This window comes from Achromobacter sp. LC458, from assembly GCF_001005835.2.
GTDB lineage: Bacteria > Pseudomonadota > Gammaproteobacteria > Burkholderiales > Burkholderiaceae_B > Achromobacter > Achromobacter spanius_B.
In genome coordinates, this window is record NZ_LBHW02000010.1 from 100,285 (window position 1) to 117,794 (window position 17,510).

At 67.4% G+C, this 17,510-nt stretch carries 14 protein-coding genes; 11 read left to right on the forward strand and 3 right to left on the reverse strand.

Going from position 1 to position 17,510, the window contains the following annotated elements; genetic code table 11:
* Nucleotides 1–15: 15 nt before the first annotated feature.
* From YH64_RS11005 to YH64_RS11025, 5 genes are read left to right on the forward strand one after another with little or no spacing between them, the layout of a single operon-like run.
* Entirely contained in the window at nt 16–2,406 is a 2,391-nt protein-coding gene (locus YH64_RS11005; RefSeq protein WP_046804131.1) for a 3-hydroxyacyl-CoA dehydrogenase/enoyl-CoA hydratase family protein, read from the forward strand.
* A 10-nt stretch (nt 2,407–2,416) separates the two neighbouring features.
* A complete protein-coding gene (locus tag YH64_RS11010) occupies nt 2,417–3,616 on the forward strand; it encodes an acetyl-CoA C-acyltransferase (protein ID WP_046804132.1) in 1,200 nt (399 codons plus the stop codon).
* A 31-nt stretch (nt 3,617–3,647) separates the two neighbouring features.
* Nucleotides 3,648–4,193 carry a PaaI family thioesterase gene (locus tag YH64_RS11015; RefSeq protein ID WP_046804197.1) on the forward strand — a complete coding sequence of 182 codons (546 nt, stop codon included), beginning with the start codon at nt 3,648–3,650 and terminating at the stop codon, nt 4,191–4,193.
* The gene (locus YH64_RS11020; RefSeq protein WP_052945977.1) at nt 4,157–4,771 is read left to right on the forward strand and encodes a chalcone isomerase family protein; all 615 of its coding nucleotides are present in this window, start codon (nt 4,157–4,159) and stop codon (nt 4,769–4,771) included. The genes YH64_RS11015 and YH64_RS11020 overlap by 37 nt, the downstream gene beginning before the upstream one ends.
* A 16-nt stretch (nt 4,772–4,787) precedes the next feature.
* Complete coding sequence (locus tag YH64_RS11025; RefSeq protein WP_143215332.1) at nt 4,788–6,485, forward strand: AMP-binding protein; 1,698 nt, start codon at nt 4,788–4,790, stop codon at nt 6,483–6,485.
* A 225-nt stretch (nt 6,486–6,710) separates the two neighbouring features.
* Here YH64_RS11025 and YH64_RS11030 read toward each other — a convergent pair whose 3' ends face one another.
* Nucleotides 6,711–8,279 (reverse strand): sulfatase-like hydrolase/transferase, encoded by a 1,569-nt coding sequence (locus tag YH64_RS11030; protein ID WP_046804134.1) that lies wholly within the window; start codon nt 8,277–8,279, stop codon nt 6,711–6,713.
* Between the two features lie 9 nt (nt 8,280–8,288).
* Entirely contained in the window at nt 8,289–9,263 is a 975-nt protein-coding gene (locus YH64_RS11035) for a Bug family tripartite tricarboxylate transporter substrate binding protein (RefSeq protein WP_046804135.1), read from the reverse strand.
* Between the two features lie 180 nt (nt 9,264–9,443).
* On the opposite strand from YH64_RS11035, the gene YH64_RS11040 reads away from it, so the two are divergent.
* The 6 genes from YH64_RS11040 (at nt 9,444) to YH64_RS11065 (ending at nt 16,857) form a co-directional block, all read left to right on the forward strand.
* Nucleotides 9,444–9,968 carry a MarR family winged helix-turn-helix transcriptional regulator gene (locus YH64_RS11040; RefSeq protein WP_046804136.1) on the forward strand — a complete coding sequence of 175 codons (525 nt, stop codon included), beginning with the start codon at nt 9,444–9,446 and terminating at the stop codon, nt 9,966–9,968.
* A gap of 257 nt (nt 9,969–10,225) precedes the next feature.
* Nucleotides 10,226–12,364 (forward strand): TonB-dependent siderophore receptor, encoded by a 2,139-nt coding sequence (locus YH64_RS11045; protein WP_370512736.1) that lies wholly within the window; start codon nt 10,226–10,228, stop codon nt 12,362–12,364.
* A 260-nt stretch (nt 12,365–12,624) separates the two neighbouring features.
* Nucleotides 12,625–13,590 (forward strand): 2-keto-3-deoxygluconate permease, encoded by a 966-nt coding sequence (locus YH64_RS11050; protein ID WP_255444323.1) that lies wholly within the window; start codon nt 12,625–12,627, stop codon nt 13,588–13,590.
* Entirely contained in the window at nt 13,587–14,804 is a 1,218-nt protein-coding gene (dtnK, locus tag YH64_RS11055; protein WP_046804138.1) for a D-threonate kinase, read from the forward strand. Before YH64_RS11050 ends, dtnK begins: the two co-directional genes overlap by 4 nt.
* Nucleotides 14,801–15,853 carry a 4-hydroxythreonine-4-phosphate dehydrogenase PdxA gene (pdxA, locus tag YH64_RS11060; protein WP_046804139.1) on the forward strand — a complete coding sequence of 351 codons (1,053 nt, stop codon included), beginning with the start codon at nt 14,801–14,803 and terminating at the stop codon, nt 15,851–15,853. The genes dtnK and pdxA overlap by 4 nt, the downstream gene beginning before the upstream one ends.
* 5 nt (nt 15,854–15,858) lie before the next feature.
* Nucleotides 15,859–16,857, forward strand: coding sequence for a GntR family transcriptional regulator (locus tag YH64_RS11065; RefSeq protein WP_046804200.1), 999 nt, complete (start codon nt 15,859–15,861; stop codon nt 16,855–16,857).
* 8 nt (nt 16,858–16,865) lie between these two features.
* Here the strand turns inward: YH64_RS11065 and YH64_RS11070 are convergent, their stop codons facing one another.
* Entirely contained in the window at nt 16,866–17,468 is a 603-nt protein-coding gene (locus tag YH64_RS11070; RefSeq protein WP_046804140.1) for a TetR/AcrR family transcriptional regulator, read from the reverse strand.
* Nucleotides 17,469–17,510: the final 42 nt, after the last annotated feature.

A 17,510-nucleotide genomic window follows, 5' to 3' on the forward strand; every position in this document is an offset into this window, starting at 1 on the left:
CACAGGAGAATCCCCTTGAGCAAGTTCGTCGTCAAACACGTTGCCGTCCTGGGCGCCGGCGTCATGGGCGCGCAGATCGCCGCCCACCTGGCCAATGCCGGCGTGCCGGTCACGCTGTTCGATCTGGCCGCCCGTGAAGGCGATCGCAACGGCATCGTCAACAAGGCGCTGGCCGGATTGAAGAAACTGGAACCCGCACCGCTGGCCGGCGCGGCCCGCCTTGCCCTGATCACCCCCGCGAACTACGACGACCACCTGGATGCGCTGCGCGGCTGCGACCTGGTCATCGAGGCCATCGCCGAACGCATGGACTGGAAGACGGCGCTCTACGAGCGGATCGCTCCGCATGTGTCGCCCGACGCCATCATCGCGTCCAACACGTCCGGCCTGTCGATCGACGCGCTGGCCAACGCCCTGCCCGCAAGCCTGCGCGAGCGCTTCTGCGGCATCCATTTTTTCAACCCGCCCCGCTACATGCGGCTGGTGGAGATCATTGCCACGTCGCATACACAGCCGGCCGTGCTGGACCAGCTGGAAACCTGGCTGACGTCGACGCTGGGCAAGGGCGTGATCCGCGCACTGGACACGCCCAACTTCGTGGCCAACCGCATCGGCGTGTTTTCCATCCTGGCCGCCATGCACCACACCGCGCGGCTGGGCCTGGGCTTTGACGAAGTCGACGCGTTGACCGGCCCGAAGATCGGCCGGCCCAAAAGCGCCACCTACCGCACGGCGGACGTGGTGGGCCTGGACACGCTGGCCCACGTGGTCGGCACCATGGAAAAGAACCTGCCCGATGACCCCTGGCACCGCTACTTCGCGTTGCCCGACTGGCTGTCGGCGCTGATCCAAAAGGGCGCGCTGGGCCAGAAAACCGGCGCCGGCGTCTACCGCAAGCAGGGCCGCGACATCCTGGTGCTGGACCTGAACGCGCAAGACTATGTGCCCAGCGCCGGCAAGCTGGCCGACGAAGTGGCCGCGCTGTTGAAAGAACGCGACCCGGCCAAGCGCTTTGCCGCCCTGCGCGCCAGCACCCACCCGCAGGCGCAGTTCCTGTGGAGCCTGTTCCGCGACATCTTCCACTACAGCGCCGTGCAGCTTGAACACGTGGCCGACAACGCGCGCGACCTGGACCTGGCCATGCGCTGGGGGTTCGGCTGGTCGCAAGGCCCGTTTGAAACCTGGCAGGCGGCCGGCTGGCAGGCCATTGCCGCCGCCGTGGCGGACGACATCGCCGCAGGCCGCGCCATGAGCAACGCGCCCCTGCCCGCCTGGGTGCAGGAAGCCGACCGCCAGGGCGTGCACGCGCCGCAGGGTTCGTATTCCGCGCGCACGGGCAAGCTGCATCCGCGTTCGTCCCTGCCGGTGTATCGCCGCCAGCTGTTCCCCGAACGCGTGTTTGGCGAAGGCCCCGACGACCGTGGCGTTACCGTCTGGGACAACGAAGGCGTGCGCCTGTGGAACCTGCCGGACGTGGACCCCGGCATCGCCATCCTGTCCGTCACGTCCAAGAACCACACGCTGGGCGGTGAAGTGCTGGAAGGCGTGCTGCAAGCCGTCGCCCGCGCCGAACGCGATTTCGACGGCCTGGTGATCTGGCACGAACCGCCCTTTGCCGTGGGCGCCAACTTGCAGCAGGTGGTGCAGGCTTGCGCCGAGGGCAAGTTCGACATGCTGGAAGCGATGGTTGAAAAATTCCAACGCGCCTCGCAATCGTTCAAGTACGCCCGCATTCCCACAGTGGCCGCCGTGCAGGGCATGGCGCTGGGCGGGGGCTGCGAATTCCTGATGCATGCCTCGCACCGCGTGTTGGCGCTGGAAAGCTATATCGGCCTGGTGGAAGCCGGTGTCGGGCTGATTCCGGCTGGCGGCGGCAGCAAGGAATTCGCCGGCCGTGCGGCGGCGCTTGCCGCCAAGACCGCCACGCCCGGTGAAGTCTTCCCGTACCTGCAACCGGTCTTCCAGACCATCGCCATGGCGCAGGTGGCCAAGAGCGCGCTGGAAGCCATCGACGCCGGGTTCGCGCGCGAGCACGACGTGGTGCTGTTCCATCCCGACGAGCTGCTGTTCGTGGCCATCGGCCAGGCCCGCGCCGCCGCCGAAGCGGGCTACACGCCGCCGCCACGCCTGTCGAACATCCCCGTCGCGGGACGCAATGGCATCGCCAACTTCGAGATGGTGCTGGTCAACATGCGCGAAGGCGGCATGATCAGCGCGCACGATTACCGCGTGGCGCGCAGCGCCGCCGTGGCCCTGTGCGGAGGCGAGGTCGAGACCGGCACGAAGGTGGACGAAGAATGGCTGCTGGCGGTCGAGCGCCGCGAGTTCGTGGCTCTGTTGCGCACGCCTGAAACCCAGGCCCGCATCCGCCACACACTCGAAACCGGCAAGCCGTTGCGCAACTGAGGAAACGATCATGACCAAGCAGATTCAAGACGCTTACATCGTCGCCGCCACGCGCCTGCCGGTAGGCAAGCGCAACGGCGCCTACATCACCACGCGGCCCGACGACATGCTGGCCGCCGCGCTGAACGGCGTGCTGGCGCAGGTGCCGTCGCTGGACACCGCGCGCATCGAAGACGTCATTGCCGGCTGCGCCATGCCCGAGGCCGAACAAGGCATGAACGTGGCGCGCATCGGCTTGCTGCTGGCGGGCCTGCCGCAAAGCGTCGCGGGCGTCACCGTGAACCGCTTCTGCGCGTCCGGCTTGCAGGCGGTGGCCGACGCCGCCGCGCGCATCCGCATGGGCGAAGCCGACATCATGATTGGCGCGGGCACCGAATCCATGAGCGCAATGCCGCAGATCATGGGCAACAAGGTGTCGATGAACCCCGAGATCTTCGCCCGCGACGAGAACATCGGCATGGCGTTCGGCATGGGGCTGACGGGCGAAAAGGTCGCGGAACGCTGGAAGGTGTCGCGCGAAGACCAGGACGCCTTCGCGCTGGCCTCGCACCAGAAAGCCTGCGCGGCGATTGCGGCCGGCCATTTCCGCGCCGAGACCACGCCTTATGAAGTGGTATCGCATCTGCCCGACGGCGCCAGCGGCGCGGTGCGGGTGGTGCGCAGGCTGGTCGAGGTGGACGAAGGCCCGCGCCCGGACAGCAGCGCCGAAGCCTTGGCGCGGTTGCGCCCGGTGTTCTCGACGCGCGGCAGCGTCACGGCGGGCAATAGCTCACAGATGTCCGACGGTGCGGCTGCCGTAGTGCTGGTGTCCGACCGCATCCTGCGCGAATTCAACCTGAGCCCGCTGGCGCGCTTCGTCAGCTTCTCGGTCGCCGGCGTGCCGCCCGAAGTGATGGGCATCGGCCCCGTTGCCGCCATCCCCAAGGTGCTGCAACGCGCCGGCATCACGCAGGACGCGCTGGACTGGATCGAGCTGAACGAGGCCTTCGCCGCACAATCGCTGGCCGTGATCCGCGAACTGAAGCTGGACCCGGCCAAGGTCAACCCGCTGGGCGGCGCCATCGCGCTGGGCCACCCGCTGGGCGCCACCGGCGCGATCCGCACGGCAACCATCACGCACGGGCTGCGCCGCACGGGCGGCAAGTACGGGTTGGTCACCATGTGCATCGGCACCGGCATGGGCGCGGCCGGGCTGTTTGAAGCGATGTAGGCCCATTGCGGAATCGACCGGCATGCCCAGCCTGAAGCCCTATTGGCTTAAAAGCCTGTCGCCGCAATGGCGCGCGCGCCTGATGCGGGTGGGCTTCAACCTGCATCCGGCGTTTCGCGCCACCGGCGGCCGCGTGATGTTTGTGTCGCCGGATTTCCTGCACATCCGCATCAAGCTGCCGCTGCTTCGCCGCACGCGCAACATCGTGGGGTCCATGTACGGCGGGTCGCTGTTTGCGGTAACGGACGGCGCCCACCCGACGATGTTGATGTCGGCATTGGGACCGGATCACATCGTGTGGGACAAGGCCGCCTCGATCCGCTTTCGCAAGCCCGCCTACACGACCCTGTATGTCGACTTCCGGCTGCCGCCCGGGGAAATCGCGGACATCCGCGCCGACCTCGCGCGCGACCACGAAACCACCCGCACGTACACGGTGGAATTGAAGGACAAGGACGGCGTGGTGTACGCCGTCGTGGAACGCACGATCTATATCGCCGACAAGAAGTTCTACAAGCGAAAGACCACAGGAGGAGACACATGCAACGTATCCCTGGAGGGCGATCCACCGCCCTGAGCCGACTTCAGGCAGGCGTTCTGGCCGGCACGCTGGCGGCCGGCCTGGTGGGTGCGCCGGCCTTTGCCGCCGACCTCGATGTGGCGGGCAGGCGCGTGCCGGAACAGCTGTCCGCAGGCAGCCATGCGCTGGTGCTTAACGGCGCCGGCGTGCGCACGAAAATCGTGGTGAAGGTGTACGTGGCGTCGCTGTACGTCACCACGAAAAGCCACGACGCGGCGGCGCTGATCAACAGCACCGAGCCGCGCCGCATCCGTCTGCAATTGCTGCGCGACGTTGATAGCAAAAGCCTGGACGAGGCCTTGCAGGAAGGCCTGCGCGACAATACGCCCAAGGCAGAGCTGGCCGCCATGAAAGCGCCGGCCGACCAGTTGGCCGGCATGATGGCCGACATCGGCGCCCTCAAGGAAGGCGATGTGGTCGACCTGGATTTCGATGCCCGTGGCGTGACCGGGTCACATAACGGCAAGCAGCGCGGCCGCATCGACAGCCCCGACTTCGCGCGCGCGCTGCTGCGCGTGTGGCTGGGCGAGAAGCCGGCGCAGGCCTCCCTGAAAAAAGCCCTGTTGGGCAACTAGGCGGAAATCCTCAAAGATGGAACCTATCTGGCACAAGAGCTACCCCGCCGGCGTCCCCGCACGAATCGACATGGACGGCGTCACCACGCTGGTCTCGATCGTGCGAGACAGCTGCCGCCGCTACGCGGATAAAACCGCGTACATCAGCATGGGCAAATCCATCAGCTACGCCCAACTGGACGCACTGACGCGCGACTTCGCCGCGTGGCTGCACGCGCAAGGCCTGGGCCGTGGCGACCGTGTCGCTCTCATGATGCCCAACCTGCTGCAATACCCCGTGTGCCTGTTCGGCGCCTTGCGCGCGGGCTGCGTCGTGGTCAATTGCAACCCGCTCTACACCCCGCATGAGCTGGAACACCAGCTGGTGGATTCGGGCGCGCGCGCCATCGTGGTGGCCGACAACTTCGCGGCCACGGTGCAAAAGGCGTTACCCAACAGCGCGGTGGAACACGTGCTGGTCACCTCCATCGGCCAGATGCTGGGGCCGGTCAAAGGGCGCTTGGTGGACCTCGCGATCCGCCACGTCAAGCGCATGGTGCCGGCGTGGTCCCTGCCCGGGCATGTGCGCCTGGCCGACGCGCTGCTTGCCGGCCGCGCCCAGCCGTTTACCGACGTGCAGCTGGACCAACGCGACCTGGCCTGCCTGCAATACACGGGCGGCACGACGGGCGTAGCCAAGGCGGCAATGCTGTCGCATGGCAACCTGGTGGCCAATGTCAGCCAGGCCCACGCCTGGATCAAGCCGCTGGTGAACGATGGCGAGGAATGCGTCGTGACGGCCTTGCCGCTGTATCACATCTTTGCGCTGACGGCGAACTGCCTGACGTTCATGAAAATCGGCGCCAGCAACCTGCTGATCATCAACCCGCGCGACATCCCCGGCCTGATCAAAGAGATGGGCAAGGTGCCGTTTTCGGCGTTTACCGGCGTCAATACCTTGTTCAACGCGCTGCTGAATCATCCCGATTTCGCCAAGCTGGATTTTTCTCGCCTGCGCCTGACGATGGGCGGCGGCATGGCGGTGCAACGCGCCGTGGCGGACCGCTGGCGCGCCGTCACAGGCAAGTCGCTGGCGCAGGCCTATGGGTTGACCGAGACGTCGCCCGCCGTCACGGTCAACCCGCTGGACGTCACGACGTTCACCGGGTCCATCGGCCTGCCCGTGCCGTCCACCGAGATTTCGATCCGCAACGACGACGGCGAAGAACTGGGCGTGGGCGAACCCGGCGAAATCTGCGTGCGCGGGCCACAGGTCACGCAGGGCTATTGGAATCGCCCCGACGAAACGGCGCTGGTGATGTACCCGGACGGCTTTCTGCGCACCGGCGACATCGGCTACGTCGATGACGACGGCTACGTGTTCCTGATCGACCGCAAGAAAGACATGATCCTGGTGTCGGGCTTTAACGTGTACCCGAACGAAGTCGAGGACGCCGCCGCGTTGCATCCGGGCGTGCGCGAGGTGGCGGCCGTGGGCGTGCCGGATGAACGGTCGGGCGAAGCGGTCAAGCTGTTCGTGATCCGCAAGGATCCGGGCCTGGACGCCGACACGCTGATTGCGCATTGCCGCACGCAGCTGACCGGCTACAAGGTGCCGCGCTATGTGGAATTTCGCGATGACCTGCCGCGCTCGAATGTGGGCAAGATCCTGCGGCGGGAACTGAAACCCGAGACCGCCGCGCCGACGCAAACGCAAAGCGCGGGGCACGCCTGAGGGGGCACGCCCAATCGCGGCGACCGGGCGGCGCGCGACGGCGCCCCGCCGAGGTGGTGTTCATGCCGTGCCCGCCAAACGCCGTGCAATACTACACGTCCGGCGCCAGTTGGCCGATTTGCGGCCCTTGGTGCAAGACGCGCCCCGCCCCTTAGTGCGCGACGCCACCACGCCCCTTGGTGCGCGACGCCTTCCCGCCGCTTACCGCGCAACGGCGCTCGCCCCTTACCACTGCCCGAAAAACACGCCCGCCCGTTTGTGCGCGTTGGTGGCCCTTTCCACGGCCTCGTCGCTCAGGGTGGTGCGGCGCTTGCCGCGCAGCATCCAGTCCAACAGGCGCTGACGCAGTTCCAGGCGGACGGCGGCGTGCTCGCGGCTTGTGCCCAGGTCCTGGAATTCGCCCGGGTCGGCATGCAGGTCGTACAGTTGCTCGGGCTCGTCCAGCCAGTACACATAGCGCCAGCGATCCGTGCGCACCGACCACGCGCGGGCGTTCTGCGGCGTCTTGCCACGCAGGATGCGCGCGTGGCGAAAGCTGTAGTCAAGTTCAGAAAACACGCAGTCGCGCCACGGCGTGGCGGCGTCGCGGCCATGCAGCAGCGTTTGCAGTTCGCGGCCTTCCAGCCGGTGCGCGGGGCCTGGCGTGCCCAGCGCGCGCAGCACGGTCGGCACAAGATCCACGCTTTCCACCATGTCATCCAGCGCCTGCCCGCGCGTGGCGTCGGCCGCCGCCGATGGGTCCATCACGATGAACGGCACGCGTTGCACGGTGTCGTAGAACAATTCCTTTTCGCCCAGCCAGTGGTCGCCCAGGAAGTCGCCATGATCGGCGGAGAACACGATCAGCGTGTTCTTCATCAGGCCCGCGCCTTCCATGTAGTCGAACAGTCGGCCCAGGTGGTCGTCCAGCTGCTGGATCAACCCCTGGTACGCGGGCCGCACCACGCGCACGCATTCGTCGGTGGAAAAACTGATGCTTTCTTCTTGCTGGCGATACGCGGCAACGACGGGGTGCGCGTCGCGCAGTTCTTCGCGGTTGCGCTGCACGGGCAGGCACTGGTCGGCGGTATAGCGCCGGTGGTACGGCGCGGGCGCCATGTAGGGCCAGTGCGGCTTGACGTAGCTTAAGTGCAGCACCCAGGGCTGGCTGCCGCGCCGCTGCATGAAGTCCAGCGCCTGGTCCGTCATGTAGGCGGTTTCGGAATGCGGTTCGGCCACGCGCGCCGGCAGATGCACGTTGCGCATGTGCCAACCGCTGGCGATCTGGCCGTTGGCATCCACGCCTGAAATGACGAAGTCCGTCCAGGGGTCGGCGCTGTCGTAGCCGTGGCGCCGCAGGTAGGCCGGGTAGCCGCTTTCGTCGCCGGGCGGATGGTGGCCGTCGTAGCGGTCCAGTTCGGTGAAGCCGCCACGCGCCAGCAGCACCCCCAGCTCGGAGGCGCCATCGATGCTTAGCCGTTCCATGCCGGCCTTGTCGGGAATGATGTGCGTCTTGCCCGCCAGCGCCAGGTCGCGGCCCTGCCCGGCCAGGTATTCACCCAGCGTGATCTCGTTGACGGACAAGGGCACGCGGTTCCACGTCGCGCCATGCCGCGACGGATAGCGGCCCGTGTAGTAGCTCATGCGCGACGGGCCACACACGCCGGAATTGACGAAGGCGCGGTCAAAGCGCACGCCGCGCCTGGCCAGGGCGTCCAGGTTTGACGTTTGCAGATAGGGATGGCCGTAGCAGCCCAGGTGATCGGCGCGCAGCTGATCCGCCATGATGAACAACACGTTTTGCACGGTACGCATCGCCGCCCCTTATTGCGTGGCCGTGAAGCCGGAGTCGCGCACGACCGGCTCCCATTGCTGGCGGTAGGCGGCCAACGCTTTGGCGGTGTCGGATGCGTCCCGCGACACCGGCTCCAGGAACACGGCGCGCACCGCTTGCTGCATGGCGGGCTCGCGCAGGATGGCGGCAATGTCGGCGCCCAGCCGCTTGACCTTCGCCTCGGGCATCGCGGCCGGCGCGAAGAACGCGTTCCAGCCGTCGGCCGCCAGGTTCACACCGCCTTCGCGAAAGGTGGGCACCTCTTTCAGATCGGCGTCACGCGTTTCACCGGAGGTCGCCAGGATGCGGATCTTGCCGGCGCGATGCTGCGGCAACAAGGTGTCCAGCGTGTCGATGCCTTGCGGCAGGATGCCGCCGATCAGTTCCGAGATCAGCGGCGCCGACCCCCGATAGCCAACCACCTCGGGCTCCTGGCCGATTTCACGGCCCAGCATCAATGCAAAGAAATGCGGCAAGCTGCCGGTGGCGGGCACGCCCACGGTGAATTGCTTGGGATTGGCGCGCAGCCACAGACGTAGCGCGGCGACGTCCTGGATGGGCGAGGACGCGGGCACGGCCAGCGCGAACTTATATTCGCTGACCAGGGACACGGGCTTGAAATCGCGCTGGGCGTCGTAGCCGGGCTGGGCGTAGACCAGCGGCGCCACCACCATCACGGCCGGGTTGGCCAGCATCAACACGTTCTGCGTGGCAGGCGCGGCATGCAGGCCTTGGGCCGCGATGCGCCCCCCGGCGCCCGTCTTGTTTTCCACGACGACGGGCACGCCCACGCGGTCTTTCAGGCGGTCGGCCACCAGCCGCGCAATGCGGTCGGAACTTCCGCCGGGCGGGTAGCCGACCACGATGGTCAACGCGCCATCCAGCGGCGCCTGCTGCGCACCGGCCAGCGACGCGGCCCCCGCCAACGCGGCAGCCAAGGCCGCGCCCGTCATCCATTTACGCATGGTGTTCTCCTGTCGACAGTGGCCCGCCGTCGGTTATGTTTCTTTCTGCCTGGCCGTATACCGAAATAAGCAGATTGACTGTAGCAACGGGTCCATTGCTTGATCTAATCCAGGACTTTCCATAACGATATGCAGCGCAACGCGCCGACGCGGCACGCGCTGCGGCAAGGAGGAGACGCCATGCCAACCCGCCCCATCCCCGCACCGCCGCAATTGGCCGACATGCTGATGTATCGGCTGTATCAGGCATGGTCGCAATCGAACCCCGTCTTCGTGCGCCTGTGCGAAGGGCGCTTTGGCATCACGCGACGCGAGTGGCGCATCCTGGCCTGCGCTATTGAAGGCGGCATCATGAATTCCGCCGAGCTTGCCGCCGCCGCCAAGCTGGACTTGGCGCGCACGTCGCGCACCTTGGGCGCGCTGTGTGAAAAAGGTTGGTTGCGACGTTTGCACGACAGCGCCGACCGCCGTGTCGTGCGGGTCGAGGCCACGGCCGAGGGGCTGGCGCGATACCAGGCGCTGCTGCCCGAAGTGTCGCGGCTGAATGCACTGCTGGTGCAAGACCTGAGCGATGCCGAGGTGGCGCAGCTGCGCGACTTTCTGGGCCGCATCGAACAGCGCGGCCGGCAGATGGGCCAAGACAATATCGTGGCCGACAAGGCCAGCCGCCGCGAAGGTGGCACGCGGCGCGCGCAGTACGCATGAGGCGTCCGGTGTCGCTTGGGGCCAACAGGACGGCGCCTTCTTCTCTTCAATGGCGGGGCCTGCCTGGCGTCCCGCCAAGCCTCTGAAACGCAAGGTATTTATTGCCGGCCGCCAAGCGCCGCCGCCCACCCTTGCAGGTTTTTTTTACATCTGGGATCGCCCATGCGTCTTGGCGCGTGGCCGCAACGCAATTAATAATAGTTATCGTTGCTATTCCTGTATGTAATCAGCGGCCGCAGCGCCGTAGGGGACGACTCTTGAAACGCCATACACTTCGTGCCGCCCGCCTGGCGCGGCCGCAGACGCTATTGCCCGCCGCCGCGCTGGCCGCCGCGCTGGCCGCCTGCCTGGGCGCCAACGCGCAGGCGCAAACCACCAATCCGGCCACCGAAGCCACCACCGTCCTGCCTGCCGTGCAGGTCACCGGCATGGGCGAAACCGCGACCGGTCCCGTGGACGGCTACGTCGCCACGCGCAGCGCCACGGGCACCAAGACCGACACGCCGCTGTCCGAAACGCCGCAAGCCATCACCGTGATTCCGCGCGACCAGATCGTGGACCAGGGCGCGCTGAACGTTCAGGACACCATGAACTACGCCGCGGGCGTGCGGCCCAATGCGTACGGCGTGGACAACCGCGGCGACTATGTGCGCATACGCGGCACCGAGCCCGCGCAATACCTGGACGGGCTGCGCCAGTTCTTCAACTCCAACAACCCGCGCACCGAGGTCTACGGCCTGGAGCGCGTGGAAGTGCTGCGCGGCCCGTCGTCCATGCTGTACGGACAAGGCAGCACCGGAGGCCTGGTCAACCTGGTCAGCAAGCGCCCGCAAGCCGACGCCCAGCGCGAAATCGGCGTGGTGGTGGGCAATCACGGCCGCCGCGAAATCCAGGCCGACCTGACCGGCCCGGTCACGGAAGACGGCCAATGGCTGTATCGCGTGGTGGGCGTGGGGCGCGACAGCGACACCCAGGTGCAACATGCGCCCGATGACCGCCTGATGCTGGCGCCGTCGCTGACCTGGCGGCCCAGCGCCGCCACGTCGTTGACCTTGCAGGCGTTGTGGCAGAAGGACAAGGCGGGCACGACGCAATCGTTCCTGCCCTGGAGCGGGTCGGTGCAAGAAAACCCCAATGGCCGCATCCCGACGCGCCGCTTCGTCAGCGAGCCCGGCTTTGACGCCTACGACACCGAGCAATTCAGCGTGGGCTGGCTGTTTGAACACCAGTTCAACGACACGTGGAAATTCCACCAGAATTTCCGCAACACCGTCAGCCGCGTTGATTACCAATCGCTGTACCCGAACGTGTACGGCGCACGCCGTGGCGATTCCTATATCGACGCGGAACAGACCACCACCGACCGTTACTTCTACGTCAACAAGCCGCGCATGCGCACGCTGCTGGCCGACCAGAATATCGAGGGCAAGCTGAACTGGGGCCGCACCGAGCACACCGTTATCTTCGGCATGGACTATTCGCACTACCGCGAGACCAGCCAGACGGCCTCCGGCCTGGGCGCGCCGCTGAACCTGTATCACCCCGCCTACGGCAACCGGCCGGAATATGAACTGTCCGACACGCCCAAGCAAAAGCAGCAGCAGCTGGGCTTTTACGCGCAGGACCAGATCAAGTTCGACCAGAACTGGATCTTCCTGGCGGGCATCCGCCGCGACCGCGCCGACAATCGCATCGAAGGCCAAGACAAGGAAACCGACTACGCCACCACCAAGCGCTTCGGCCTGATGTACGCGGCCGACAACGGCTGGTCGCCCTACCTGAGCTACAGCGAATCGTTCACGCCCATTGCCGGGTCCAACTTCTACAACGAACGCTACAAGCCGCTGCGCGGCAAGCAGGTCGAGGCCGGCATCAAATACATGCCCAAAGACGCCGACATCGAGTTCACCGCCGCGGCCTACGACCTGCGCGAAAAGAACCGTCAAACCAATGACCCCGACAACCCCAACAACCAGCTCCAGGCCGGCAAGACGCGCACGCGCGGCGTGGAATTGGAATTGCGCGGCCGCGTCACCAAGAACGTCGACGTGATCGCCAACTACCTCTACACCGATGTCGACCCGCAACTGGAAGCCCTGCCCAAGCACATGGCGTCCTTGTGGGGCAAGTACCGCTTTGCGCTGGCCGGCCAGCCCGGCTTCGCGGTGGGCGCGGGCGTGCGCTACCTGACGGCTTTCCGCGATGGCGGCGCGCCCGAAACGCCCGCCGTCACCTTGTTCGACGCGATGGTCAGCTACGACAACGGCCCGTGGCGCTATGCCTTGAATGTCAACAACATTGCCGACCGCAGCTATGAAGTGGTTTGCCTGGACCGTGGCGACTGCTTCTACGGCGCACGCCGCACGGTAATGTTGAGCGGTGCGTACCGCTTCTGACGCAAGGCTCGTCGCGACGCCGGCATTTGCGCTAAACCCTCCAGGACGGGAATCCTGAAAAACCCGAGCCAGCTGCGAAACCTGTACGTACAGGCAGTACGTACAGGTGTACACTAGCGGTTTTTCAACCCCCACTGACAGACGCGTCAACGAACGTCTGCAATCCACCAGAACCGTCCTGGAGACTTACGCAAGTGTCGACCGCTGCCTCTTCCCGTTCGCCTTTTTTTGGCACCATGCAGAAAATCCCTGGTGGATTGATGCTTGTGCCGCTGATCCTGGGTTCCCTGATCGGCACCTTTGCCCCTGATGCGCTGGCCATCGGCGGCTTCACTACCGCCCTCTTCAAGAACAGCGCCCTGCCGCTGATCGCCCTGCTGATCTTCGCGACCGGCACGCAGGTCAACGCCCGCACCGGCGGCCCCATCCTGGCCACGGCCGGCACCATCCTGCTGATGAAGACGCTGGTGCCCGCCACGCTCATCATCATCCTGGGCAGCTACGTCGGCCTGGACGGCGTGCTGGGCGTGTCGATCCTGGCCTTGCTGGCCGCGTTCGACAACAGCAACGGCGGCCTGTGGCTGGCCTACACCGGCCAGTACGGCGATGCGCGCGACCGTGGCGCCTACGTTGCCAGCGCCGTCAATGACGGCCCCTTCTTCAGCCTGCTGTTCCTGGGCGCCTCGGGCCTGGCCGACATTCCCATGATTGCCCTGGTGGCGGCGCTGGTGCCGTTCCTGCTGGGTGTCGTGGTCGGCAACCTGGACCCGAAGTGGCGCGACGTGCTCAAGCCCGTGCCCAACATCGTCATCCCGTTCTTCGCCTTTGCGCTGGGCACCGGCATCAACCTGGGCGCGGTCGTCAGCGGCGGCATCAGCGGCCTGATCCTGGGCCTGATCATCAGCCCGATTACCGGCGGCCTGGTCTACCTGGGCTATCGCTTGATCCTGCGTCGTGGCGGCAAGAGCGGCCTGGGCTTTGCCGCCGGCACCACCGCCGGCAACGCCATCGCCACGCCCGCCGTCGTGGCCGCCGCCGATCCCAACTTCCAGCAATACGTGTCCACTGCCACCGCGCAAGTGGCCGCCTGCGTGCTGATCAGTTCCATCCTGGCTCCGATCCTGGCGTCGTACTTCCTGAAGCGCGCCGGTGAACTGAAGTCCGAGGACGCGGACACAAGCCGCGCCACGCCGACGTTGGGCGAGGCGCGCGGAGAGGCGCTTTGACCCCCACCATCGCCATCGTTGCCGATGACTTGACCGGCTCGGGCGACACCGCCGTGCAGTTCGTGCGCGCCGGCTGGAGCACGCACCTGTCCATCGGCGGCGCCGAGGAAGCGCTGTCCGGCCCGGCCACGGCCGGCGTCGAAGTGCTGGCGGTCACGACCAACAGCCGCGCCCTGCCCGCCGCCGAGGCCGCCCGCGTCATCGACCAGAACGTGCGCCAGCTGCGCGCGGCCGGCGTGTCGCGCCTGTACAAGAAGGTGGACTCCACTTTGCGCGGCGCCTTCAAGGCCGAGATCGACGCGGCCCGCCTGGCCTGGGGCCCGGACACGGTGGCGGTGATCTGCCCCGCCTTTCCCGCCACCGGCCGCACCGTTGAACAAGGCGTGCTGAGGGTGAACGGCAAGCCCGTCACCGAAACGTCCGCCGCGACGGACCCGGTCACGCCCGTCACCGAAAGCCATATCCCCACGTTGCTGGGTTGCGCCCACGTCGCGGTGCAAGACGGCGAGACGCCGGAAGCGCTGGCCGCGCGCATCCGCGAAGCGGGCCACACCGTGGTGGTGGATGCCGCCACGGACGCCGACCTGGAGCGCCTGGCGCGCGCCATCGGCTTGCTGGGCGAACACGCCCTGCCCGTGGGCGCGGGCGGTCTGGCCGTGCCGCTGGCTCGCGTGTGGGCCGGTGCGGACCAGACGGCGCCCGTCGTCGTCGTGGTCACGTCGCAGCACAGCGCCGCACGCGCGCAAGCCGCTGCACTGAAGGCGTCGGGCGCCGACACCTGGACGCCCTCGCTGCAACAACTGGCCGACGACGCCGCCTGGCAGGCCTGGACGCAGCCGCTGTTGCAGGCCCACGCCAAGGCGCCGGCCGACGCAGGCACCGTGCTGCTGCTGGCGCCTGAAGGGCAGTTGGACGGCCTGGATTCCGAGAAAGTCGCCGAACGGCTGGGCAGCCTGGCGGCGCAATTGATCACGGCATCCCGCGCGGCGGGCGTGGTCGCCACGGGTGGCGACGGCGCGCGCAGCGTGCTGGTGGCGCTGGCCGCGCGCGGCATCGCGCTGGTGGATGAAGTCATGGGCGGCGTGCCTCTTGGCACGCTGACCGGGGGCATGGCCGCGGGCCTGCCCGTGGTGACCAAGGCCGGCGGCTTTGGCACCGAAGACGTACTGGTTCGCGCCGTGCGCGCGATCCGCGACAGGAGATTCAAGCGATGACACAACCTCAATCGAACAAGCTGCCGCTGTTGGCCGTCACCCTGGGCGACGTGGCCGGCATCGGGCCGGAAATCACGGCCAAGATGCTGATGGGCCATGACGAACTGCGCCAAAAGGCCCGCCTGCTGGTGGTGGGCGATGTGGACGTGATGGTCAACGCGGTGCGTGGCCTGGGCGGCGACCCCGCCATCGTGCGCAAGCTGGACCGCGCGGCCGACTGTACCAATGCCCCCGGCACCATCGAAGTGCTGCAAGCCGGCCCGTCGCTGGCCCACGTCAAGCTGGGTGAAATCAGCGCCGACGCGGGCGACGGTTCGGTGCGTTTCGTGACCACGGCCTGCGCCCTGGCGCGCGCCGGCGAGGTCGACGGCATCGTCACCGCGCCGCTGAACAAGGCCGCGATGCACGCCGCCGGCCACAAATGGCCCGGCCACACCGAACTGCTGGCGCACGAGTTCGGCGTCAAGACGTTCTCGCTGGTGCTGTCGGCCGGCGACCTCTACATTTTCCACGCCACCACGCACGTATCGCTGCGCCAGGCCATCGACGACCTGACGCCCACGCGCATGCGCGCCGTGCTGCGTCTGGCGGGCTCGTTCGCCAAGGCGCTGGGCCGTGGCGACCAGCCGGTGGCCGTGTCGGGCCTGAACCCGCACGCCGGTGAAAACGGCATCTTCGGCAGCGAAGACGCCGATATCCTGGCCCCGGCCGTGGCCGAAGCCAACGCGGCCGGCATCCTGGCCGCCGGCCCGATCCCCGCCGACGCCCTGTTCCCGCAAGCCGTTCGCGGCAAGTGGCAGTTCGTGATTGCCTGCTATCACGACCAAGGGCACGCGCCGTTCAAGGCCGTGTATGGCGATGACGGCGTCAACATCACCGTCGGCCTGCCCGTCGTGCGCGTGTCCGTGGACCACGGCACCGCGTTCGACATCGCGGGCAAGGGCATCGCGCGCGAAGACAGCCTGATCCTGGCCGCCGAGCGCGCCGCGCACCTGGCCCCGGGCTGGACGCATGTATGGGAAACTGCGCGGGCACAAACCGGAGGTTGATTTCCATGGCGCCCGCCACGCACGACGCACTGCCCGTTCTTGATCGCTCTGGCGATACCCCGCTGCACGCCCAGGTGGCGGCCTTGCTGCGGGGCTTTATCCGGACGAACAAGCTGGCGGCGGGCGCCGTGCTGCCCAGCGAAGCCGCGCTGTGCGTACGCTTTGGCGTGGCGCGCAGCGTGGTCCGCCAGGCGCTGGCAGCGCTGGCCACCGAAGGCTTGATCCAACGCGAAAGCGGGCGCCCGGCAACGGTTGCCGCGCCGCAGGAACATCGCCGGCTGGTGCAGCGGTCCACCGGGCTGTACGAACAATTCGCGCAGTCCGGCGTGGCCTTGCAGACGCGCGTGCTGGCGTTCGCGCGCGCCGAACCGCCCGCCGACGTGGCGGCGTTTTTTGGCACCACGCAATTACTGATGCTGGAACGCTTGCGTCATGTGGCCGACGCGCCGCTGGCGTATGTGCGTACGTGGCTGCCGGCCGACGCCGTGCCCGGGCTGCGCGCCGACGATCTGGCCGACGCTTCCTTGCATGGCGTGTTGACGCGGCGCTTCGGCCTGCGACCCGGCGCGGGCCGCAACCAGATCCGCGCCGTGGCCGCCGACGCCAAGCTCGCCAAACTGCTGCACACCCAGACCGGCACGCCGCTGCTGATGTTGCAGGGCCAGGGCATGGATCAGCATGATCGTCCCCTGGAGTGGTTCACCACCTGGCATCGCGCCGAGCAGCTGGTGTTCGACGTGGACGTCAGCATGGGCCACGAAAGCGTGCATCCGCGTTTGCAGGATGCGCCGGCGGAAGGGGCTGAGCCGGCCAAACCGGCCCACTCGGCCCACTCGGCCAGCGTGGCGAACCTGGCCGACCCGGCCGAGGTGGCCGACGTCGCCTTCAAGCCCGAGCCCCGGACCCCGCAAGACGCCACATCGCCGCACGATCCCCTGGCGCGTGCGCAGGCGCTGGTTGCCGAGCTTTCGGCCGAGCTGGCCCGGCTGCGCGGCCAGGCCTGACCTTCGCCCTACAGCAACCCGCAAATCAGCGCCACGTGCGCGTCGCGCCGCGCCGCCAGATCGAAGGGCTCGTCCGCGCTTGCCAGGATCGCCATGACGATGGCGTGCACCACCGGCGATAGCAACAGCTCGGGGTGCCGCGCCGCCACGCCCCCTTCACACAAGCCGCGCTCACGCGCCAAGGCCAGCAAGCTGACGATATCGGCCAGATGGGCGTCGGCCGTCTCTTGCCGCCAACGCCGCGCCAGATGCGGTACTCGCGCGCTTTCGGCCAGGAGCAGCCGCATGGTGACGATCATGGCCGGGTTGGCCAGGCTGGCGTAAAGATGGTCCACCAGGCGTTCCGCCAATTGCCGGACCGACGCCGAGGCCTCGACGATGGCGCGCGCGTCCAGGCGGGCCGGGGTCAGGTGACGTTCCAGCAGCGCGCGAAAGACCTGTTCCTTGCTGGAAAAATGGGCGTACAGGCCGCCCTTGGACAAACCGGCCCGCAGCGCGATGTCTTCCATGCGCGCCCCCTCGTAACCCGCCGCCGAGAATTCCTGTAGCGCGGCATCCAGAATCTGCCCCGTCCGCACCGTGGGAGGCAGACGCTGGCGTTGCGTACGCATTCGTGGCTCCTTGCGAAATGACGCGCGGCGTAGACGTCGCAC